The 21,002-nt window shown below is 72.1% G+C and carries 14 protein-coding genes and 2 pseudogenes; 6 read left to right on the top strand and 10 right to left on the bottom strand.

The genetic code is table 11. From position 1 onward, the window contains the following. Positions 1–36: 36 nt before the first annotated feature. The 6 genes and pseudogenes from MJ797_RS15875 to MJ797_RS27530 all read right to left on the bottom strand — a co-directional run. A complete protein-coding gene (locus MJ797_RS15875; protein WP_239335590.1) occupies positions 37–4,119 on the bottom strand; it encodes a TIGR02680 family protein in 4,083 nt (1,360 codons plus the stop codon). Next, positions 4,116–5,564, bottom strand: a complete 1,449-nt coding sequence (locus MJ797_RS15870; RefSeq protein ID WP_239335589.1) for a TIGR02678 family protein — start codon at positions 5,562–5,564, stop codon at positions 4,116–4,118. Before MJ797_RS15870 ends, MJ797_RS15875 begins: the two co-directional genes overlap by 4 nt. After that, on the bottom strand, positions 5,561–7,147 hold the full coding sequence (locus MJ797_RS15865) for a TIGR02677 family protein (RefSeq protein WP_239335588.1): 1,587 nt from the start codon (positions 7,145–7,147) through the stop codon (positions 5,561–5,563). Before MJ797_RS15865 ends, MJ797_RS15870 begins: the two co-directional genes overlap by 4 nt. Before the next feature lie 62 nt (positions 7,148–7,209). Then, entirely contained in the window at positions 7,210–11,856 is a 4,647-nt protein-coding gene (locus tag MJ797_RS15860) for a DEAD/DEAH box helicase (RefSeq protein ID WP_239335587.1), read from the bottom strand. A gap of 75 nt (positions 11,857–11,931) precedes the next feature. After that, the gene (locus MJ797_RS15855; protein WP_239335586.1) at positions 11,932–13,905 is read right to left on the bottom strand and encodes a hypothetical protein; all 1,974 of its coding nucleotides are present in this window, start codon (positions 13,903–13,905) and stop codon (positions 11,932–11,934) included. After that, positions 13,902–14,024, bottom strand: a pseudogene (locus MJ797_RS27530) (addiction module toxin RelE); the annotation flags it as partial. The pseudogene MJ797_RS27530 and the gene MJ797_RS15855, both read right to left, overlap by 4 nt. 152 nt (positions 14,025–14,176) lie before the next feature. On the opposite strand from MJ797_RS27530, the gene MJ797_RS15850 reads away from it, so the two are divergent. After that, positions 14,177–14,425: a helix-turn-helix domain-containing protein gene (locus MJ797_RS15850; RefSeq protein WP_239310330.1), complete on the top strand. Its 249-nt coding sequence runs from the start codon at positions 14,177–14,179 to the stop codon at positions 14,423–14,425. Between the two features lie 4 nt (positions 14,426–14,429). Continuing rightward, positions 14,430–14,693 carry a hypothetical protein gene (locus MJ797_RS15845; RefSeq protein ID WP_239335585.1) on the top strand — a complete coding sequence of 88 codons (264 nt, stop codon included), beginning with the start codon at positions 14,430–14,432 and terminating at the stop codon, positions 14,691–14,693. Here MJ797_RS15845 and MJ797_RS15840 read toward each other — a convergent pair. Next, a complete protein-coding gene (locus MJ797_RS15840) occupies positions 14,641–15,072 on the bottom strand; it encodes an HNH endonuclease (RefSeq protein WP_239335621.1) in 432 nt (143 codons plus the stop codon). The genes MJ797_RS15845 and MJ797_RS15840 overlap by 53 nt on opposite strands. A gap of 126 nt (positions 15,073–15,198) precedes the next feature. Beyond that, positions 15,199–15,333: pseudogene (locus MJ797_RS15835) on the bottom strand (DUF5710 domain-containing protein); the annotation flags it as partial. Between the two features lie 303 nt (positions 15,334–15,636). Between MJ797_RS15835 and MJ797_RS15830 the strand changes: the two are divergent. The 3 genes from MJ797_RS15830 (at position 15,637) to MJ797_RS15820 (ending at position 16,998) form a co-directional block, all read left to right on the top strand. Then, a complete protein-coding gene (locus MJ797_RS15830) occupies positions 15,637–15,897 on the top strand; it encodes a hypothetical protein (protein ID WP_239335583.1) in 261 nt (86 codons plus the stop codon). A 190-nt stretch (positions 15,898–16,087) separates the two neighbouring features. Continuing rightward, complete coding sequence (locus MJ797_RS15825) at positions 16,088–16,294, top strand: MazF family transcriptional regulator (protein ID WP_239335581.1); 207 nt, start codon at positions 16,088–16,090, stop codon at positions 16,292–16,294. Next, positions 16,291–16,998 carry a Fic family protein gene (locus tag MJ797_RS15820; protein ID WP_239335579.1) on the top strand — a complete coding sequence of 236 codons (708 nt, stop codon included), beginning with the start codon at positions 16,291–16,293 and terminating at the stop codon, positions 16,996–16,998. Before MJ797_RS15825 ends, MJ797_RS15820 begins: the two co-directional genes overlap by 4 nt. 518 nt (positions 16,999–17,516) lie before the next feature. On the opposite strand, the gene MJ797_RS15815 is transcribed toward MJ797_RS15820, so the two are convergent. Together MJ797_RS15815 and MJ797_RS15810 are read right to left on the bottom strand one after the other, a co-directional pair. After that, positions 17,517–18,110, bottom strand: coding sequence for a PIN domain-containing protein (locus tag MJ797_RS15815; RefSeq protein ID WP_239335577.1), 594 nt, complete (start codon positions 18,108–18,110; stop codon positions 17,517–17,519). Further along, complete coding sequence (locus tag MJ797_RS15810) at positions 18,110–18,625, bottom strand: helix-turn-helix domain-containing protein (RefSeq protein WP_239335575.1); 516 nt, start codon at positions 18,623–18,625, stop codon at positions 18,110–18,112. The genes MJ797_RS15815 and MJ797_RS15810 overlap by 1 nt, the downstream gene beginning before the upstream one ends. Before the next feature lie 189 nt (positions 18,626–18,814). Between MJ797_RS15810 and MJ797_RS27185 the strand changes: the two genes are divergently transcribed. Beyond that, positions 18,815–21,002: tetratricopeptide repeat protein (locus MJ797_RS27185; protein WP_305039723.1), on the top strand; the 2,188-nt coding region annotated here is incomplete at its 3' end.

The raw sequence follows: 21,002 nt of genomic DNA, 5'->3' as shown, positions 1-21,002 counted from the left end.
CGGCCGCTTCCCGACGATGCGATCATCTGCGGGCGGTCACGCCTGGGGTGCCAGGAGGAGGTGGGGCGAGGTGGCCGCGCGCCGCGTGCCCGGGGAGCCGAGGAGAGCGGTAAGGGTGCCGGTCTCGTCGGCGATCAGCTCACTGCCATCCCACACCAGCAGCAGGGCGCTGACCGTGTGCTGGACGGGGGAGTGCGCGAGGTCGTAGTGCGCGGCGGCGCGGACCGCGGCCGAGGTCGCCCACAGGTCGTAGCCGGTCATGAACAGGTCGAGGTCGAACTGCGCCGCCAGGGACATGAGCTCGGCGCGGCCGGTGTCGTCCACCCCGGCGAACGCCTCGTCGAGAGCGAGCAGGCGGGGCGCGTCCGGGCGCGCCGTGTTCAGGGTCGCGTGCGCCGCCGCAAACAGCGGCAGGTGCAGCGACACCGACTGCTCGCCGCCGGACAGCCTGCTGTGCCTGGCCCGGGTAAGCGTCTCCTCCTCGCCCTCGGGGCCCACCAGACGGAACGAGAACTGCCGCCAGCGCCGGTAGTCCAGCACGGAGGCGAGGAGCTCGCGGTAGGGCTGGTCCCGGTGGCGCGCCCGCTCGGTCTTGATCCGATCGGCGAAGTGCGCCCGCATCCGGGCGAGCGAATCCGGCGCCAGGCGGGAGGATTCCGTGTCGAGCAGGCTCACGACCGCCCGCTGCTCGGCGTCGAGGGCATCGGACATCTGCCAGCTCACGCCGACCTTCTTGCCCGACGACATCCGCCGCTCGCGCATCTCCCTGTTCATCGCCCGGATCAGGTCGCGCGCGTCGACGGTGCGGTCGTGGATCTGCTGTGCCAGCCGGGTCAGCAGCGCGTCCTCGAGGATCCGCTGCTCGCTGTCGGACAGCAGCAGGTGCTGGTCACGGCGCGCGGCGGAGATCCGGTTGGCGAACGCCGCGGCGGGCAGCGGCCCCTGCTCGTCAGCGATCCGCACGACGATCACACCGTCCGGGCTGTCCCACGCGGGGTGGTAGTCCTGGCCGGCCGCGGCGAGCTGCGCCTGCAGCTCCTCGAGCGCCCGGGTCAGCCTGGTGGTCGACGCCTTCTGCGACGTCTCGGTCGCGGACATGCCACGGGTGGCCGTGAGGATCGCGTCATGGATCGCGAGCGCTGCCGGCGGGGTCTCGCCGCGCGTCCACTCCTCCTCGCTCGCGGGCCACCGCAGCCCCGGCGGGCACGCCAGCACGTCGAGCAGCTCCCGGGCCGCGAACGGAGCCAGTCTCCGGGCGGTGGCGAGCTCCTCGTCCAGTGCGACGCGCAGCGCCGCCCGGCCCGAGGCGACCCGCTCGGTAGCGGCGGACGCCAGCCGGATCGCCTCCATCTCGGCGCCGCGGGCGGCCTTCTCCTCGTCCTGCGCGGCGGCCAGCCCGGACTCGGCCGCCGAGATCCGCACCAGCACCTCCTGGGCCTCGGCGCCGACAGACTCCCGCAGCGCCTGCAGCTTCGCGTCCTCCTCGGCATGGCGGCGGTACGCGGAGCGGTGCGTGCCGGCGGCCGCCTGTTCCTCCGCAGCGGCGTGCTCGACGCGGCCGCGGGCGTCGGCGACGGCGTCGGCCTGCCGCCCGCGTTCCCGGTACCTGGCTTCGAGGTCGCGGGCGGCTGCCTCGAAACGGCGGGTCGCGTCCTCGACCCGGTCGGCGCTCTCGGGGGTGAGCATGCTGTCGGCAGCGGCCCGGCGCAGGGCGCGCTCAGTCACGGTGACGGCGGCGACGGACTCGTCGAAGCTCACCCGAGCCTGCTCAGCGGCATGCCGGGCACTGCGCAGATGCCCGGCGGCCCGGTTGTGCTCCCGCTGGGCGCCGGCGATCTGACCGGTCGCGGGCAGGTCCGCGCGGGCGTCACCGAACGCGGCCAGGGCGTCGGCGAGCGCTCGCGCCCGCTCGTCGAGGCCGGCGATTTCGGCGGTCAGCGTGGCGATCCTCGCGTCGCACTCGGCGATCCGCGCGGCGCGGCGGTGGGCGCGGGCGGTCGCGCCGATGTACTCGGCGTGCTCCTTGTGGTGCCGTCCGGCGATGATGCCCTGCGAGTAGCACCCATCGCTGCCGGTCACGGCAGCGCTGGAGAACAGGCTCCCGTCGAGCGCGACTGACGCCAGGATGGCGGTGACCAGTCCCCGTGGCACGGGTGTGTCGTCCTCGGGTTCCAGCACGTCGGTGAGGTTCGGCCCGGTGATGGCTGTCCCGGGGACCAGGTACCCGTCATAGCCGGGCGCGGCCAGGAGGCTGGCGTGGTCGTCCGGCGACACCCAGGCGTCGAGCATGCCGCTGGCCTCGAGGGCCGCCTCGATCGCCGCCGCCCGCGTGTCGTCGACGCCGGGCGCGAAGCGGACCAGGCGCCACAGCGGGGCGCCGGTGACATCCATGCGGTCCGCGGCCCGTCCGGGACGTCGCGGCGGGGCGTCGTCCCGCTCGGCGGCGATGGCGTCCCGCTCGGCGGCCACGGCCTTCCGCTGCGCGACGAGGGCGGTGTGCCGGGCGCGCAGGGCCGCCTGCTCGTCGCGGACCTGGTGTTCCGCCGGGGCGGTCCCGGCGTTGTACGTGCTCTCCGGCAGCGCCGCGTCCGGCTCGCCGAACTGGGCCAGCGCGTCGCCCAGCGCCTCGGTGAGGTCCGCCCAGCCGTGCGTGGGCAACAGCCCGGAGTGCCGGGACGACCAGGCGGCCAGGGCCTGCCCGGCGGCCTCGACGGCGCTGGCGACCGCGCCGTCGGCGGCCCGCTCGGCCTGCTCGGCGTCGGTGAGGGCCTGCGTGGCGCGGTCAAGGGCGATCCGGGCGAGGTCACGGGACTGCTCGGCCTTGCGGTGCTCGGCATCGGGCGCGCGGACGGCCCGGACGTTCTCGAGGCGGACGGCAGCGCGGGCGCCGGCCCGCCGTACCACGCCGGCCACCTCGGCGTCGGCGGCCTGCCACTCGATTCCCGCCCGCGCCGCATGGTCGAGGAGCTCCGCCGCGGCGCGGGCCGCCGCCGCGGAGAGATCGGCCAGCTCGGCGCCCGCGCGCTCGGCCTCGGACCGCGCGCGGGCGGTTGCCGCTTGGCGGCGGTCCAGCTCGGCCCTTGTCTCGTTGGCGGTCTGCAGGCAGGTGCGGACCAGGCGTTCCAGGTCGCCCATCTGCTCGACCGCCTGGTAGGCGTTGCTCGCCCTGAGCTGCTCGATCCGGCCGCGTAGCCCGGCGACGGCCGTCTCGGCCTGCTCGCGGCGGTTCTCGGCGGCCCGCTGCCCGTCCTGCGCGGCCCGCTCGGCATCCTCGTCCGCCACGGTCGCGGCGCGCTGGGCCTGCGTCGCCTCGCGTCGGCGGGTCAGCGCGTCGGCGGCGGCGCGGGCGTGGGTGCGCAGGTAGGTCGTGTAGCTGGCGAGGAACGCGGCGGTCGCCTCGTCGGCGGCCACCAGGCCCTCCAGCGTGCGGGTGACCGTCTCCATGTCGTCGAAGCTGCGCGCCGCCTCGTTGATGAGGTCGTCGTCCACGGGCCGCAGGCCGTCGGTCAGCGTGTCCGACAGCCTGACCGGGTCGAGGTTCTTGGCGAGCTGTGGCCTGCGCAGCGTGAGGATCAGGGTGACCAGCTGCTCGTAGCGCTCGGCGCCGAGGCCGAACAGCCGGGCGTCGATCGCGGCCCGGTAGTCCGTCGCCGAGGCGTGGATGTTCGCGTCGCCGATCTCCTCGGCGAGCTGCTTGCGCGTCATCGGCCGGTCGTCGTCGGTGAGCAGCGAGAAGTCCTCGCCGACCCGGCCGTCGGCGACGAAGTGCCAGCGCACCGGTATGTCCCGGTGTCGCTGGGCGTGCAGCCCGATGCCGACGGTCACCGCCTGCCTCGTGTCGCGGTGGCGGAACTCAAGCCAGACGTAGCCGACCGCGTTGTCCACGCCCCGGTACAGCAGGTTGGACTTCATCGTCCGGTCCCCGGCGGCGAACGGGTTGAGCCGCTTCGGGTCGATCCGGCCGTCGAGGACAAAGGGGAAGAGGACTTCGAGGGCCTTGGTCTTGCCGGACCCGTTCGGCCCGCGCAGGATCAGCCAGCCGCGGGCGAACGAGAACTCCTCGTCCCGGTAGTCCCACATGTTGATGATGCCGGCCCGAGTGGGCTCGTACCTGGTCACTTGATCGTTTCCTTGAGCTGGGCCGTGACGCCCCGGTAGCGGGCGAGCAGGGGCAGGATGAGGGCGCCGCCGTCGGTACGGGCCACGAAGCCCACGCTGGCGAGCAGGTGCAGGACGTCGTCGAGGAGACCGGCCGGGTCGGCGATCTGGCGCTCGGACATGCCGCGGCCGAACTCCTTGAGCAGTTTCGTGAGCTCCGCCCGCAGCCAGGAGTCGCTGAGGAACGGATAGGTGGCCTCGCGGCCGGCTGCCTTCGTCGCCTCAGCCGCGACGTCACCAGAAGGCAGGATGTCACCAGAAGGCAGGGCGTCACCGGGCGGCGCCGCGGCACTGGGCCGCACGGTGCCGTCAGTGGCTGTGGCGCTGTCGGTGGCCGCGGCCTGATCGGCGTCCGCGAGCAGGGCGGTGACACCAGAGCGCGCGGGCAGCGCCGCGTCGATGCGGGCGGAAGCGTCGGCGAGCCGCTCGGCCGCCGTGGCGGCGGGCAGCAACTCGACGCGGTGCCGGCTGGACGCCAGGTAGCCGGCGATCCGGGCGCACAGCAGCAGCGCCGCTTGGGCGACCGTGCCGGTGCCGGGGAACGTGACGTCGGTGAGCCGGCCGCCCGTGTTGATCAGGGCGACTCCCTCGGCGCGGCGTTCCAGCGGCAGCCCGGTGAGGCGTTCCAGGTCCTCGGCGAGGGCAGGGGCCCGCAACTGGCCGCGCAGGCCCTCGTCGACGTCGGCGTAGTAGACGACGGGCTGTTCCAGGGCTAGGCGGCGAGCCCGGCGCCCGGTGCGGCGGCGCTCGGCGTTGATGCCCTGCTCCGGGCCCGCGCTCGCGGCGTCGCCGAGGAGGTCGGTCACCGAGTTCAGGTGCTGCAGGACACGGCTCGGGGCGTAGACCGCCCCGGTGATCTCCCGGTCGATGTCGTAGAGCGCCTCGGCGTGTTCGGGGTCGTTGACCCAGTCCACGGCGCTGCCGTCGGCCATCCGCAGCGCGCCCCGCGTCTCGAGCCACGCGACCGCGTCCACGAAGGCGTCCCGGTCGGGCTTCCGCTCGGTGTCCATGCCGAGGCCGTCGACACGTCCGGCCTCGGCGGCCACCGCGTCGGCGAGTTCGGACAGGGCGATCTGGGTGCCGGCGCGGCCCAGCACCGACAGGGCGAGCACGAGGTAGGCGTAGCGGCGGCGGTCGAAGGGCTTCTTCGCCCGGGTGTACGCCGGGTGGGTCGCGTCGAGGGTGTCCTGGACGCGGCGCAGCCGGACCGTGTCGCCGCCCGTGACCAGGGTGTACCCGAGCGTCTCGGCGAGGTCCACGCGCAGTTGCGATGCCCACTTGCGGACCAGCGGAAGGGTGGCCCTGTCCGGGTAGGACGCCGTGATGAGCGGATGGCGCAGCACCTGACGGGCGGCCTGCTGGTACTCGTCGAGATCTAAGGCGCTGACCTTCTCCGCGACCCTCACGCCGGGACCGCCGCCGCGGGCGCGACCAGCCCCGAGCCGGCGCTCCTGATCTCGATCGCCAGCCTGTCGAGGTGCAGCCTGCCGCGGACCGTCCGCACGGTCGTGACGCCTGGCGCGGGGCGCAGCGTGAGGCGCACGCCGTCGGAGGAGCCGGCGGCGACCGGGCCGGGGCCGACGGTCCGGCTGACCGGCACCCGGGCGACCAGGGCGATGCTGAGCAGGCTGAGCAGGGCCTCGGTCTCCGCCTCGTCGAGGACGCGGTCGTGGGCGCCGCTGTCGGCGAGCTGCCCCATCGCGGAACGGCGCTGTGTGGTGGCCTTGAGCTGCTCGGCGCGCAGCCACTCCTTCGCCGCCTCGTCGCGCTGGAGCCGGCCGGGGCCCTGCAGCCCGGCTCTGCGGCCGACCCGCACGAGAGTGCGTGAGAGCGCCACCGGCTCGGCCTCCCACCAGGACTGCCTGCTGGGGATCAGCTCGGGGTCCTCGTAGCCGGCCGCGACGTGCCGCGGCCCGCCGAGACCGAAAACCGCCTGGTACAACGCGTGCGCGTCGGTGTCGGCGGGCAGGCTGGTGAACCACTGCGCGAGGTGGCGCAGCTGGCTCTCGCGGCTGACGCCGCCCCTCCTCGACTCCGTCACCCGCCGCAGCAAGGCGGTGACGTTGGCGATGGCGGTGATCGTCGCGTCCTGCAGCCGGTCCGCCTCGCTGGCCCGCTGCGCTGCCCCCGGGGAGGTACCGAACCACTGGACAAGGCCGGCCCAGCGCCGTCGCCACTCCGCGGTCCGGTCGTGGGAGCGGAAGAGGGAGTCGTCGGCCTCGGCGGCCAGCGTCGCGACCCGGTCCGCTCCCTCGGCGCCCACCGCCTCGACCGCGTCGGCGAGCAGCGGCGCGTACCTGCTGAGCTCGGAATGGAACTCGCGCATATGGGCGAGCAGGGCGTCCTTGTGCGCGAGGAAGACCTCGGGGCGGGTGTCATTCGTCCGCGACAGGTCGCCGAGCATCAGGTAGAACCGGGCGGCGCGCTGCGCCATGTCCGCGAGGACGCCATCGAGGCGGGACAGCTTGCGGTACACCTCCGGCGCGTCGCCCTCGCGCACCGCCTCGGCGAGCGCCCGCAGGTCCGCCAGGATGTCGGGGAAGACCAGCCGCGACAGCTGCGCGTCCTCCAGGCTGGCGGACAGCACGTCCTCCACCGCCCGGTAGGCGCGGTAGCCCGCCTGGGTGAACTGGTAGACGTAGTGCCGGTTGCGGTACTCGGCCAGGTTCGCGGCCCGGGTGCCGTCGTAGGAACGGTCGAGGACCTTCCAGTCGGCGAGCGAGTCCAGCAGGGACTGGACGTCGGGCACCCGCGCGTCCGGGCGCTCCTCGGCCAGGGCGTCGAGCGCCGCCTGGGCATCGGCCACGTGCACCAGCACCTGGTAGTCGGCGCGTGCCCGGTCGAGGGCACGCAGCAGCCACAGGTATTCGTGGCGCTTCTCGGTGGCGGCGAAGTGGAACAGGCGCAGGCGGTCGTCGGCGGTGAACGCCGCGATACCGAAAGCGCCGCCCGGCGTGCCCGGTGGGTCCTGGGCGCTTGTCGTTGTCATGGTTTCGGTATCCCAGCAAATACGCGGTCGGAATGGCTCACAGACGGTGCTCGGTATGCTGCTCAGTCATCTCGGTCATCGTCGACGCGCAGTCCGGACAACGACCGGAGAATGGTCAGGGCTACGCCGCGCGACAAATCCTCATGGTAGCGCTCGTTGCCGGCGGTCCGTAGGCAGCCGTAACAGGATGTTTCGAGGCCGCAGTCGCACGCGCTTACCCGCCGCAGCGCGGAGTCGACGACGATATCCAGCGACCCGGCGATACGCGCCGCGCTGCCCGCCCCGCCGGGGACGGTGTCGAACAGCACCAGACCACTGCGCTGGTCGGCACCTGCGTGCACGACGCCGTCGATGTCGCCCCGGCTGATCTCCAGGCCCTCGGCGCAGCCTTCCAGCAGCGCGTAGAGCAGCGAGTGCCAGCGCGCCCGCTCGTCGGTGCCGGAGCCGGTAGCGCCCAGACCGGGCGCGTCGACCTGGACGCGCAGAATGTCGGTCTCGTAGGTGTGCGCCAGCGACCGCCAGCGCAGCAGGCCTGTGCACGGCTTGCCGCGCAGCGGGTTGAGGTGCGACTTGGGCGCGCGGCCGTGGTTGGCGCCGCCCCAGCCGCACCAGTCGCAGAGCAGGAAGCCCGCGCCGCCCGGCCCTTCGGACAGCGACACGAGCCGGCCCCGGGTGCCGCTGTGGCACCAGGCCATCGCGCCGTCCGCCGACCGCCAGCGGCTCTCGCTGAGCTCCGCGCCGAGGGACACCACGTGGACGCCGCCGTTCCAGACGCGCAGCGGCGGGGCGGTGCCTGGCCTCGCGGTGCGTGGGTCGGCCACGAAGCCGAACTCGGGCACGCAGTATTCCCGCACCGGCCCGTCGGCCGGCCGCCCGCAGGCGGTGCACGCCGGTTCGAGGTCGTCGCCGCCCTCGCGGTAGTGCTGGCAGCCGCGGCAGACCGTGTAGGAGCGGGTGATGAGCTCCCGGCCGGGCAGCCGGTAGATCCCGGCGCTGCGCCACAGCACACCGCCGGCGACCAGTTCGGAGCCGGGCGCGTACTCGTGGATCGCCATCGCCAGGTCGCGGGTCAGCTCGAGGCGCGCCCCCACCTGGGAGTCGCAGTGCGCCGTACGCAGCTCGACGGTGTCGACCGGGAACCCGTACTTGGGCAGGATGTTGCGGTTGGCGAGGAACCCGATCAGCGACCGCCGGGTGATCGTGTTGATGGACCGCTCGAACCGGGCGGCCATGTCGCTGCGCCGGGACTCGAACGCCTCCTGGCGCCGCTCCTCGAACAGGGCGACGTCCTGGGCGAGCTCGGCGCGGACCGCAGCCAGCAGCGCGTCAAGCTCGTCCACCCAGGCGCCGGAGCCGAGGCCGATCTGTTCCTGGACGGATTTGGGCAGGACCGCCCGCAGCGCGGCGTCGACATCGTCCGGTACCGGCGTCAGGAAGCCGCGGACCAGCTGTGACGGAGCGGCGAGCGGGCCCGGCCGGCCGGGCGCCCCGCCCCGCTCGCCGAGGAAGAAGGCACCCGCGGTCTTCCATTCCTGGCCGGTGTTCTCCTTCGCGTCGCGGAAGAACGCCGCGAGCGCCACCGAGTGCGCGTGGCGCCGGTCGATCCTCGGGTTGCCGAGCGGCACGTAGGGGGCGCGGACCTGGCCGGTCAGCATCGTCTCGGGCGCGGCGTAGCGGGACAGGTCGTGGGAGCGGCGCTGCGCGTAGGTCAGCACGAGGGCCGGCGAGCCCGCGCGGCGGCCCGCCCGCCCGGCCCGCTGGATGTAGCTCGCCGTGGTGGGCGGCATGTTGCGCAGCAGCACGGCGTTCAGCGCGCCCACGTCCACGCCGAGCTCAAAGGTCGTGGAGCAGGACAGCACGTTCACCTCCCCGGCCAGGAAACGCTGCTGGATGTCGGCCGCCTCCAGCCCGGTCCACTGGGCGGTGTGCTCGCGGGCGGTCAGGGAGACCGGCGCGGTGCGCTGGTAGAGCGCCCGGTAGTGCTCGTCGTCATTGTCGGTGGCGGCGGTCACCGGCGCCAGCCGGCCGGCGCAGCGCAGTGTCGGGCAGACGCCGCGCACGGACACACAGACCCGCCGACGGCACACGTCGCACTGGTACAGGCCCCCTGCCCCGCCCGGCGCGAGCGTCAGCCAGGTGTGGTCGACCCGGTAGACCTGGCCGATCTTCGGCAGCGCCGCTCCGGCGAGCCACCCGTCCCGGACGGCGGTCAGCGCCCGCCAGCAGCCGGCCAACGTCTCCCGCGGGTCGGCGCCGCCCGCGCCGAGCACGCGGCGAAGGTAGTCGAGGCGCTTGTTGACACCGCGGGTCGGCAGCCAGCTGAGCACCTTGAGCTTCGCCTCGGCACCGTCGACGCGGACGTAGATCGGTCCCCGGCGCGGGTCGAACATCTCGTCCGCTGGGTCGACCTCCGCCGGCATCGACAGCGCGCCCTGCAGCCGCAGCGTCCGCGCGAGCTCGCCGAGCAGCAGCCAGCACTCGTCGGCGGTGAGGCCGAGCGCGAGCAGCGGGGCCGGCGCCCGCCACGCCGGGTCGACGTCCAAGGCGACACGCAGCAGGCCGAGACCTTCCAGCGACTGCCGCTCGTCGAGGGCGATCAGCTCGCGCGCCACCCAGCGGGCGGTCTCCCGCCGACGTGCCTGCCGGGACTCGCGGCGCCCGAACACCCCGGCGGCGCCGGCCTCGGCGGCCACCGCCTCGATCAGGTCGTCCACTGAGCACGAGGGGTCGGACGCGGTAGCCCGGGCCAGCCCGTCGAGGATCAGGCGGCGCTGCTGTACCAGCGCGTGGCTGGATTCGAGATACGGCGCGAAGAACGCGGCCGCCTGCCTGCTGTCGCTGAACGCCAGCAGCTTGCGGCCGCCTCCCGGGCGCCCGGCGAACTCGTCATCAGCGGGCAGCGCCTGGTAGAGAGCTGTCGCGAGGACGGCGGCGGATGCCTCGTTGCCGCTCTCGAACAGCCGGATCATGCCAGTGCCGCGCGCGCCGCACGACAGGCAGCCACGCGGCGTCCCGGACCGGCCAGGCAGCCGGCGCACCGTACGCAGGTACGCGGCGGAACATCCGCACGGGGCGACGGCGCCTGTCGCGGTGGGCGCGTGCAGCGCGCCGCACCTGCCGCACAGCAGAGCGCTCTTCGCGTCCTTGGCGTCCTGCTCGGCGGTCTCCTCGAACGCGGCGTCGTCCTCGTCGACCCCCTGCGCCGCGTCCTCGGGCTGCGCCGCGTCCCGTGGCCGCGGCGGGTCGCCGAGGACGAGCCATGCGCGTCGGTCGCCACGCGCGACCCGGGAGGTGAAGTACTCCCCGGATCTCTCCTTGTGGATGACGCCGGTGAGGTGCACGGCGCCGCACCGCTTGCAGCACCCGAACTCGAACACCGCGGCCGAGCAGTCGGGGCAGACCTCGCGCCGGGCCAGTGCCACGTGCGGCCCGCTCGCGCTCCCGGCGTCACCCGCGAGGCAGGTGAACGCGCCCTCGGTGGCGCGGGCGAACAGGTGGTAGCGCGCGGACAGCATCGGCGCGCCCGAGGCGTCCCGGGCCGCCGTGCCGAGCGCGACCAGTTCCGCCAGCCGGGCCCCGGAGATCCCCGCGGCCTCGGCCAGGTCGGTGAACAGGCGCGGCCCGCCGGCGAGCAGCGCGCGGACCCGGCCGAGGCCGGCGGCGTCGGCCGGCTCGAGGCCGGGGGCGTCCTGGACCGGGCCGTCCGGCACCGCCACCCGGGTGGCCTGGACGAGGTCCTGGCGGGTCGGGTTGCCGGGACTCCACTCGAACGGGGCGTCGAACAGCTTCGCGGCGAACTCCATGACGGCCGCCGGGCTGTTGCCGACGGTGGCGGACGTCGCGATGGCCTGCAGTGAGCGGGCGGAGTCCTTTTTCTGGGAGAAGACCTTCTGTTTGAGCCGGCGTAACAGCATGCCGACTTCCTCGGCCTTCGCCCCGTCGTAGACGTGCGCCTCGTCCAGCACGACGAAGCGCCAGTGCCCGCCGTGCGGCCCCTCGAACAGGTCCATGTCCGCGGGGCGCAGCAGCAGGTACTCCAACATCGCGTAGTTGGTCAGCAGCAGGTGCGGCGGGCTGTCGCGCATCTCGGTTCGGGAGAGCAGCTCGTTCGGGAGCCTGGCCTCGCCCGGGTTCAGGGCCTCGAACAGGGATGCGCCCTCGGCGGGCCGCTCCGGTGTCTCCCCGGTGTACCGGCCGAAGGTGATCTCGGGTGCGCCCGCGAGCACCTGCCGCAGCCGGCGCACCTGGTCGTTGGCCAGGGCGTTCATCGGGTACAGCAGCAGCGCCCGGACCCCTGGACCCAGCGTCCCGGCGTCCCGCTGCCGGACGAGCTCGGAGAGGACCGGCAGCAGGAAGCTCTCCGTCTTGCCCGACCCGGTCCCGGTCGCGACGACGAGGTTGCGGCCCGCGGCGGCTTTGCGGATCGCCGTTTCCTGGTGCGCGTACAGCGGCCGGTCCAGCGGCAGCGCGGGCCCGCCGAGCCGGGCGAACCCGCTGGGCAGGACACCGTCGACGATCAGCCGCCGCAGGCTGGCGCCCGCCGCGTACGGCGGTGTCGCTTCGAGCACCGGCCCCTTGGTCAGCAGCGGGCTGGCGTCGATCGCGTCCCGCAGCGCCCGCGCGAGCTCCGGGTCGCGCACCGGCAGCAGCGACCGCAGGTAGCGGCGGTACGTCAGGCTGAGGTGCTCGGCGGTGGCGATCACGTCCATCACTGCAGGATCTCGTGTCAGGGTTTCTCGCTGTTCGGGGGCCCTCGTGGGTGGCCCGCGCGAGGGGCTGCGATGTCAGGCCGGTGTGACCGTCCACGGATCATTGGCCGGGCCGGCGCCGGTCACGGTGGCGAATGTCACGACGGTTCCCTCGCCGACGGTGATGGTGAGCTCGGTGTCGCCGTGGACGACCGCCGTGTCCAGGATACGGCGCAGCGGGTAGCGGCCGTCGCGCAGCGCCCCCAGGACCTGGATGGGTTCTCCGCCCGCCATGAGCGTGATCGCCGGTGGCGTGGCGGCGCCCGGCAGGTCGATGCGCAGCAGGCCCCCACGCCACAGATCGTCGTGGGTGAGGCGCAGCGGGCCCGCGTGGTGCCACCCGGTCGCCTCGGCGCCGCTGCCCGGCTCGGGATCGATCCGCAGCCGCAGGTGCGGCGGGGTCACGGCCAGGCGCTGGACCACCGCGCCAGCGACGCAGGTGACCTCCCGCGTCACCGTCTCCTCCTGGTAAGCGGCCGCGGCCGGGGAGACCGTCATGCCCGGCGGGGCCGAGAGCACCGCCTCCGCGGGCTGAAGCCCCCGGGCGCTGGTAAGCCGAGGGGCCGGGTATGCGGTGACGCCCAAGCCCTCCGCGAGCACCACAGTGCGGCGCAGCCCGGGGACCACAGAGATCACGAGCTCGCCGAGCAACGGCCGCCGCATACCGCGCCACAGGACGTCCGGTTGCCACGTGTCACCGGTCGTCGTGACACTCGCGAGGGCGGCCCCGGAGCCCGTCCGCCGCGCCTCGATCTGGAAGGTGGCCTGACCGGGCGGGAGCAGGACCTCGGGAGGCGAGGCGAGGACAGGCCTGCCGGCGACGGTCGTGACGCCGGGGATCGGCGGACCCGTGCGCAGCACCGGCCTGGTCCGGCCGCGCACGAGGCGCCGGCTGGCGTCGGCGTCGGCATCGTCATCGAGGGCGATCCAACAAGCCCCCCGCAGGTCCACCTGGATGAGGCGCCAGCCACGCCAGGCCAGCGGGAGCGTGCTTGTCACGAGGGTCCGGACCGGCGCGTCGGAGCGCAGCTCAGCGCCTGCCGGGCAGAGCAGCCAGACGGCGTCGGCGGGCAGCGCCCCGTCCACGAGTGCCCCGTTGTCGTCGAAGGCCAGCAACGTGGCGCCCTCGGCGGTGATCTCCTCCGGCAGCGCCGCGCGGGCCTGTCCCGAGACGCCGTCCGTCATGAGGACCCCGCCGCCGAACGGGTCAAGACGCGCCTGGCTCACCCCGTCGGAGAGGCCGTCCGCGGAACCGGCGTGGTCCTCCGGCGCGGTCACGTGGGCGAGCACGGCCACCTCGACAGCGGGCGCGCCAGGCAGCCCCAGCACCCCGAGCGCCGCGAGGAAGGCGTCACCCCACTCACGGGCGGACCGCGCACTTGACCGCAGCCCCGCGGCCCGGTGCCAGGCCGGCCAGAACGCCGTCGTGCCGGCCCCGGACGCGGCGCGGGCGATCCCGACGACGACGCAGGCGGGCCACCTCCGCGCCACCCCGCCGGCCCCCAGCGCCCGGGACTGCGCTCCCAGCGCCGTAGCCACCGCCTGCGCGAGCCCAGGCTCTGCCTCAAGCCGTCCGGCGAGGGCACCGGCCCGGAGCTCTCGCCGCCAGCCGGACTCGAGCAGATCGAGCAGCCTGTCACCGGCGATGGTGCCGCTGATGGCTCTACCTCCACTGGGCAGGATGGCCTCCGAGGAACGCCTGCGCCGCTTGTCCCGCGAGGACTGACACGAGACGGCGTCCTCGAGGGTCTCCGGCGCAGGCCTGACGCCCACGATGGTGACACGCTGGCCGTCCGTGGGCGCGCTGACCACCGTGCGACGCGAGGAGACACGTTCCTGTCGGACGTGCATGCGGTTGAGGCCCAAGCGTCGACGCATCTCGGCGAGCCGATGTGCGCGGTTCTCCGCCACGAGCCGTCCCGCCCCTGCCTCGACCTCGCGGCGGTTGTGTTCGTCGGGGAAGAACTCGGCGAGGAAGCCGTCTCTATCGTATCCGTGGGCGGGGCTCACGCGTCACGTTCCTTGAGGTCGAGGGCGTAGCGGGCTTCGGCGAGCGGAATCTCTCTTTCGTACCAGGCTGACCACTGGCCGGCCTTGTCTCCGGCAACAGGCAGGACCGCACGGCGCTCGTCGTGATGGCGGATGCGGCCAAGCGCGAGACCGTCGGGCCGACTGCCGGCGTTGCTGGTCCCGTCCGGACCAAGCCGGTTCGAGCCGGTCAGCGGGTACAGCCGGCGGCTGAGTTGTTGGCTTGGGCCCGTGAGGAGGACGGGGTGTAGTCGTGGCCTCCCGCACCGCCGAGGTGGCTCCCACCGAGGCTGCGGTGCTGCTGGGGATGTCACGTCCCCAGGTCCGCAAGCTCATGGACCGCGGCCTGCTGGAGTACCGCAAGGTCGGCACGCACCACCGCGTGCGCGTCTCGTCGATCCGGGCGTTCCTGGAGACCGAGCGTCCGCGGCGGCGCGAGGCACTCGCCGACCTGGCAGCCGTGCAGAACGACCTCGGCCAATATCCATCAGACAGGCCCTAACCGAATGAGCGCCGCCACCGACGAGACCGACCTGATCCGGATCGTTCTCGCCGACGCGAACGTGCTCTACTCCCGTGTCCTGCGCGACTACCTGCTGTATGCCGCCGACCAGGAGATCATCGCTATCACCTGGAGTGCCGCGATCCTTACCCGTGCGGAAACGGTACAAGACGGGGCGAAGCTTCCGCGGGTGCACGTTGATCACTTGTGGCAATTCAGGGCCTGGACTTGGACCGTTCGGACGGCGGCGGTGGCGGCGCGACAGTGATCCCAGCCGCGGCCAGAATGCTGAGGTCAAGAGCCCAGGTCGTGGTGGACCGTTGGGTCCAGAGTTCGAAGGCGGCATCCACGTGCTCGTGCGCCTGCGCCTCGGTGAGCCCGGTGACCTGACATAGGTGATCCAGCGCCTCGCTGTCCCGGCCGCGCATCATTGCGAGGCCGAAGTGGGTCGCGGTGTGGCAGTCGGTACACAGACATACCAGCCGGCGCAGGCGCTGGACGCAGGCGCGATTGTCGTAGGCCCAGCGTTCGTGGACCTCCAGCCAACGGCCGGTGTCCCGGTCTGGGCCGCGGCCGCATGCCTCACACCTCTGGCCTGCGCGGGAGAGCACCATCCGCCGCAGCCGTTCCCAGTCGACGCCGGTCACACACGTCCGTGCGTTGGTGAACCAGCATGACGACGGCACCAGATCGACGAATAAGCCGTCGCCGAACGACCGGTCCTCGCCCGGCAAGAGGACCGGAAGGTCTGGTTTTGCTGCCCACCGGGTTAGTTCCGGAATATCCGGCTGAGGGGCGTACCAGCGTCGCGCTCGCGCGTCCCAACGCGCTCCTACGGCTTTCGCCAGGTCCTTCTCGGCATATGGGACATCGAGCCACCAGCGCCCAACGGACGACGACAAAGACACGAATTACCCTCCCGGGGTATGGGGACGGCAGCGCTCGGAGCCTGCCTCAGACATCAGTTTCTCCCATGATGCGTGTCGTTAGTCGGTGGCAAGCTCGGCACGATCTGTCACGGCATCTCCGGCCGCCCTTTGACCCGCATCATCGGGGCAGCGGCAGCCAACGCGCGATCGGCTGCGACAGCCGGCTGATCGTCAAGCGTTGAGAACGCCAGGCTACGCCCGGGCCATCGGCATCCGTGGACATGGCGAAGACCGGGCAGGCGGCGTACTGTTGTGTACACGCAGATACACAAGGAGGGTCGCATGGTCACGACGAAGGTGGGGATCCGTGAGTTCCGCGCCGGACTCGCGGACTACATCGCCGCCGACCACCCGATCGCGGTAACGCGACATGGCCGGACGGTGGGGTTCTTCATCCCGACAAGGACCGACCTCACGGCTGAGATCGCCGCGCTGAGGTCTGCGGCGGCGCGACTCGACGAAATGCTGGCGCTCGACGAGACCGAGATCGATGAACTTGTCAAGGACTACAAGAAGGAAGCCCGGCGCGGAGAGAGCCGGTAGCCGAGGGCTGGCCACCTCGATGGGGACGGTGCCATGGAGGTCGACGATCCCGCCGAGAGCGGCAAGATCGTTCGCCCATGCGCGCCTTCGTCCAGTCGCTGGGCTCGTGCGTGCGCCGGCAGGGCGGCGGCGACGCGCCGGGCGACGGCCGCCAGCGCAGCGGGTTCGTACTGCGACATACCCTGTTCGTATGCGAAAGAAAGTCGTCACGATCGGGAATTCGGCGGGCATCACGATCAGCCCAGCCGAACTGCGTGCTCTGGGCGTCGGCCCCGGAGATACGGTCGAGGTGACCATCCATGCCGGGGTGCTTGAGGCCCGCGCCGTGAGCCGGTACGAGGACACCCCCCTGCCCGACCTGATCGCCCTGATCAATGCGGCGCGGACCCGGCCGTGACCTGGACCCGACAGGAGTTCCTCGCCGAGGTCGCCCGCGTCGACGTCCTGTCGCCGGACTACGCCGAGGACGTGCTGGTGCGCTTGGCGCACCACTCCGCGGCGCTTGAGGGCAACACCCTCACCCTGGCCGACACAATCACCCTGCTGGTCGACGAACGGGTGCCCGTGGCCGGCACGCCGGTGCGCGAGTTGTACGAGGTCGCCAACCACTACGAAGCGCTCGCCCGCATCCTACAGGCCGTCGCCGACGACGAACCCCTGACCACCGACCTGGTCCGGGACCTGCACGCTGCGCTGATGGACCACCTGGCCCACGACCGCGGCCAGTACAAGACCTCCAGCAACATCGTCACCGGTGCCTCCTGGCAGCCCGCACCACCCGCACGCGTCCCAGAACTCATGCTCCAGTGGGCCGACCAGGCTGAGTGGCAAACTGCCAACCTCGACAACGAGGCCCTGCTGGAGGCGATAGCCGGCGGACACGTCGCCTTCGAACGCATCCACCCATTCTCCGACGGCAACGGCCGCACCGGCCGCGCGATCATCGCCTACCAAACCATCCGCAGGTTCGGGTTTCCCGCCATGCTCCAGGTCACCCAGCGACCCGGGTACATCACCATGCTTGACACCCAGGACACGCCCGCCCTGACCCGCCTCCTCGCGGTCTCACTCGCCGACGAGGCAAGCCGCGCCGCGGCGTAGCCGCTCGTATAGGCGGCAACGTGGTCGTCCAGGCAGGGCTCGAACCAGCTGTCGAGGTCCTGACCAGCACCATTCCACAGGGCCGGATCTCAAAGCGATAGATCGTAAGTCGCGTTCGCCCAGGTCGAAGGAAAGATCAATAATGCAGTGGTCCCTGTGTACTGGCATCTGAACCGATCGATCTTGGTGGCTGGCCCTGAAATTACTGTCCGGCCGGTCGCTACCCGGCCCCTGGCCAGGGACGATGCCCAGTTGTCCTGTGACATGCATGTAGGCCCATTGCCAAAGTAGTCGGCCCGTTCTGGTCGGTTGCCGTTACAGTCGGCCCAGCATGATCCCTCAGCGGGCGGGGTGGACAGCGATGGGCGCCTCGGCGGGGAGTGCCCGAGCAACGGTGTAACACCCAGCGCCAGCGGGCCGTTTCCGCAGGTGAAGGCCCCGTTGGTAGTTATCGGAAGATCTTCCGACAGCCCCAGGCATTTGGCTGGGACCGGCTCCCCCAACAGGACATGCGGCGGTCAGGCTGCATCAGGATTGTCAGGGGCTGTCGCCGAGGGGTGTGGCCGTGAGGCGGAGGATCTCGTCGGCGAAGCGGGGGCGCCCGCTCGTCCGAGGACGGCGGTGAGGTCCTGCTGGGTGAGGGGCGGCCGCCGGGTGTGGGCGGCCTGTTCCTGGATGACGCGCAGCATGGTGGGTGGGCTGAGGTCGAGTTGGTCGAGCAGGAAGTCGTCCGGGTGGATCGCCCGCAGGCCGAGCGGGCCGATGGCCGACGTGGGGAAGTCGACGAGGTTCGCGGTGACGATGGCGTGCGCGCCGCCACGGATGGTGGTCGCGACGACGTGGCGGTCGTCGGAGTCGGGCAGCGTGATCCCGGCCTCGAGGTCTTCCCAGCCTTCGACGAGGGCATCGTCGAAGGCGCCTCGCATGTGGGCGAAGCGCTTCGCGACGTCGACCCCCGGATGGATCTCCTCGGTGGCCTGCTGGGCCTCGGCGAGGATGCGCTCGGACCACAGCAGCCGGTAGAGGCCCTTCTCCGCGGCGCGCAGGAGCGTGTCGGCGAGCGAGATCGGCACGAGGACGCAGGCATCCAGTACGACTGTGTACGGGGGCATCAGGGTGTTGTCGTGCCGGCGGGTCGCCGCCTGGCCGCCTTGAGGGCGGCCGTGTAGTCCTCGGGCCTGGCGTCGTAGAGGCCCGCCTCGCTGGCGTCCTCGGTCATCTGGTCCAGTGCGGCTCGGCGTTCGGCGCGGCGCCGCTCCTGGTAGGTCAGCAGGTCGGTGAACAGAACACGGCGGTGGCGGCCGGGCTGGTCAAAGGGGATCTGGCCCTTCTCAAGGAGCCGGACGAGGGTCGGGCGACTGATCCCGAGGAAGTCGGCCGCTTCCTGGGTGGTAAGCCGCTGGGTGTGCGGTACCAGCATGATGATCTTTCCCTGGCGCATCGAGTTCACGACCTCGGCCAGCAGCCGGTAGACCTCCTCCGGCAGCGGTACCTGCGCACCGTCCGGGCCGAGCAGCAGTGCGGGCTCGGTGTGCAGGTCCAGGAAGCGGGCCAGGTCGAGCAGCGCGCCCAGGTCGTGCGGTGGGAACGCCACACCCGCCTGTGCCGTCGTCATCGTGTCCGTCACGCCCGCCAGCATAACCCAAATCGAAAAAATCGAACAACGATCACCGCTGGACGTGGCTAGCCAGGCTGGGATGACGAGCGGGAGCTGGCGCTCAAGGACTGCCTCGGTGGCGAACCGAAGGGCAGCGCGGCCGATGGTGGCTGATCGGCTGGTTTCTGCCGTGTTGGGTGGCGGTGGCATGCTGGGTGGGTGACCGTGGGGGGCAGTGAGGTTACCGGCCCGGATTTCTTCGTGTCGTATACGGGGAAGGACAGCGCCTGGGCAGAGTGGATTGCCTGGACGTTGAATGCCACCGGGTACCGGGTGGTGATTCAGGCATGGGACTTCGGTCCGGGGTCGAATTTCGTCGATGAGATGCACCGTGCGCTCTCGTCCAAACGGATGGCCGTGGTGCTGTCCACGGACTATCTGGCGTCGAGGTTCGCGTCCGCGGAGTGGCAGGCGGCCTGGCGGAATGATCCCCTCGGTCGGAGGCGGAAGCTGGTGGTGTTCCGGGTGGAGGACTGCGACCCTCCGGGGCTGTTGGGGCCGATCGCGGCGGTGGACCTGTTCGGGGTGGAGCAGGAGACGGCCCGGGACCGGGTCGTGCAAGCCGCGCGCTTTCCACCTGGCCCGCCGGATGTGGAGCCGGTTTTTCCGGGTGCTCGACCTGTTGCCGGATCGGGTGTTGGTGCGGGGGTGAGAGCGGGGGTGGGAGTGGCTCCGGTATTCCCGCCGGATCTCCCCATGATGGGGACCGTGCCGGCCCGGTTAGCGCATTTCGTCGGCCGCGACGCGTTGCTCGATCAGCTGCATGCTCGGCTGGCGGCGGCGGGGTCGGTCGCGGTGACCGCGGTGGCGGGGATGGGTGGGGTTGGGAAGACCGCGCTGGTGGTGGAGTACATCCACCGGTATGCGGAGTTGTTTGACCGGGTGGGCTGGGTGCCGGCGGAGCAGCCGGAGTTGATCGGCGGCTTTCTGGCCGGGTTGGCCCCGGTGGTGGGGTTATCCGCTGAGGCGGAGCCGGCGGTGGTGGTGGCGGCCTGGGCACGTCTGCCTCGGTCGTTGCTGGTGTTCGACAACGCCGACGACCCCGACGCGATCACAACAATCAAGGGTGTGCGTCCGTCACCGGGTGAGGGCCGGCTGCTGGTGACCTCCCGGCGGCGGGGTTTGACCGCGCTGGGGGCGACCGTCGTGGTGCCGGTGCTGCCGCGGGCGGAGGCGATGGCCATGCTGACCGGCCGGTTCCCGGCGTTGGAGCCGATGGTCGCGGATCGGATCTGCGCCCTGTTGGGGGATCTACCATTGGCGGTCGAGCAGGCCGCTGGTTATCTCGATCAGACCGGTACCCCACCGGCGGAGTACGCCGACCTGCTCGCCGATCAGCTCGGCGACATGTTGGATGAGGGGGAGGTGACCGATCGGCCGGGGATGACGGTCGCGGTGCTGTGGGAGCTGTCGCTCCAGTGGCTGCGCGGTGACTGTCCGGCTGCGGTGGAGCTGTTGGAGTTGTGGGCGTTGTGCGACCCGGAGAAGATCCCCCTCGGTCTGTTCGCGGATCCGGTCAGGTTCGACGACGGACCGCTGAAGGACGCGGCCGGTAACCGGGCGCGCTGGTCGGCGACGGTCGGCGCGCTGGTCGGGTACAGCCTGGCCCGTCGTGATCAGGACATGGTGGAGGTGCACCGGCTGGTGCAGGCGGCGACCCGCCGGGCCATGAGCCCCACGGTGCGCACGGCGCGGGCCGGGACTCTGGTGCGGCTGCTGCGCGGCATCCTGCCCGAAGACATCATGCGGAACCCGGAGGCCTGGCCGGTGTGGCGGGTCTATCTCCCACATGTCATCGCCGTGCTGGGGCATACCGGCGCGGATTATGCCGCGATCGACGGCCTGTCCTGGCTGTGTGACCGGACCGCGACCTACCTGCAGGAACACGCCCAGCCGGCTGCGGCACTGACGCTGTTCCACCGGGCGTTGGCGATCGTCGAGGTCGTTTACGGCCCTGATCACCCCGAGGTCGCTACCGACCTGAATAACCTGGGGTTGGCGTTGGGGGACCTGGGTCGGGCTGGTGAGGCTCTTCCGCTGTTGCAGCGGGCGTTGGCGATCGACGAGGCTGTCTACGGCCCCGATCACCCCGAGGTCGCTACCGACCTGAATAACCTGGGGCTGGCGTTGCGGACCCTGGGTCGGGCTGGTGAGGCTCTTCCGCTGTTGCAGCGGGCGTTGGCGATCGACGAGGTCGTTTACGGCCCCGATCATCCGGTCGTCGCCACCCGGCTGAACAACCTGGCAGGGGCGTTGTGGACCCTGGGTCGGGCTGGTGAGGCTCTTCCGCTGTTGCAGCGGGCGTTGGCGATTGTCGAGGTCGTTTACGGCCCTGATCACCCGGAGG

Origin of the sequence: Protofrankia sp. CiP3, assembly GCF_917627345.1 — a bacterium.
GTDB lineage: Bacteria > Actinomycetota > Actinomycetes > Frankiales > Frankiaceae > Protofrankia.
Note: the sequence above shows the minus strand (reverse complement) of the source record. Positions and strands in the feature narration are given on the sequence as shown.

Excerpts from the sequence above, each read along its gene's own strand:
- MJ797_RS15825 (WP_239335581.1), top strand. The coding sequence starts at position 16,088 with ATGCGAAAGAAAGTCGTCACGATCGGGAATTCGGCGGGCATCACGATC.
- MJ797_RS15845 (WP_239335585.1), top strand. The coding sequence starts at position 14,430 with ATGAGCGCCGCCACCGACGAGACCGACCTGATCCGGATCGTTCTCGCC.
- MJ797_RS15815 (WP_239335577.1), bottom strand. The coding sequence starts at position 18,110 with ATGCCCCCGTACACAGTCGTACTGGATGCCTGCGTCCTCGTGCCGATC.
- MJ797_RS15830 (WP_239335583.1), top strand. The coding sequence starts at position 15,637 with ATGGTCACGACGAAGGTGGGGATCCGTGAGTTCCGCGCCGGACTCGCG.
- MJ797_RS15860 (WP_239335587.1), bottom strand. The coding sequence starts at position 11,856 with ATGGACGTGATCGCCACCGCCGAGCACCTCAGCCTGACGTACCGCCGC.
- MJ797_RS15865 (WP_239335588.1), bottom strand. The coding sequence starts at position 7,147 with ATGACAACGACAAGCGCCCAGGACCCACCGGGCACGCCGGGCGGCGCT.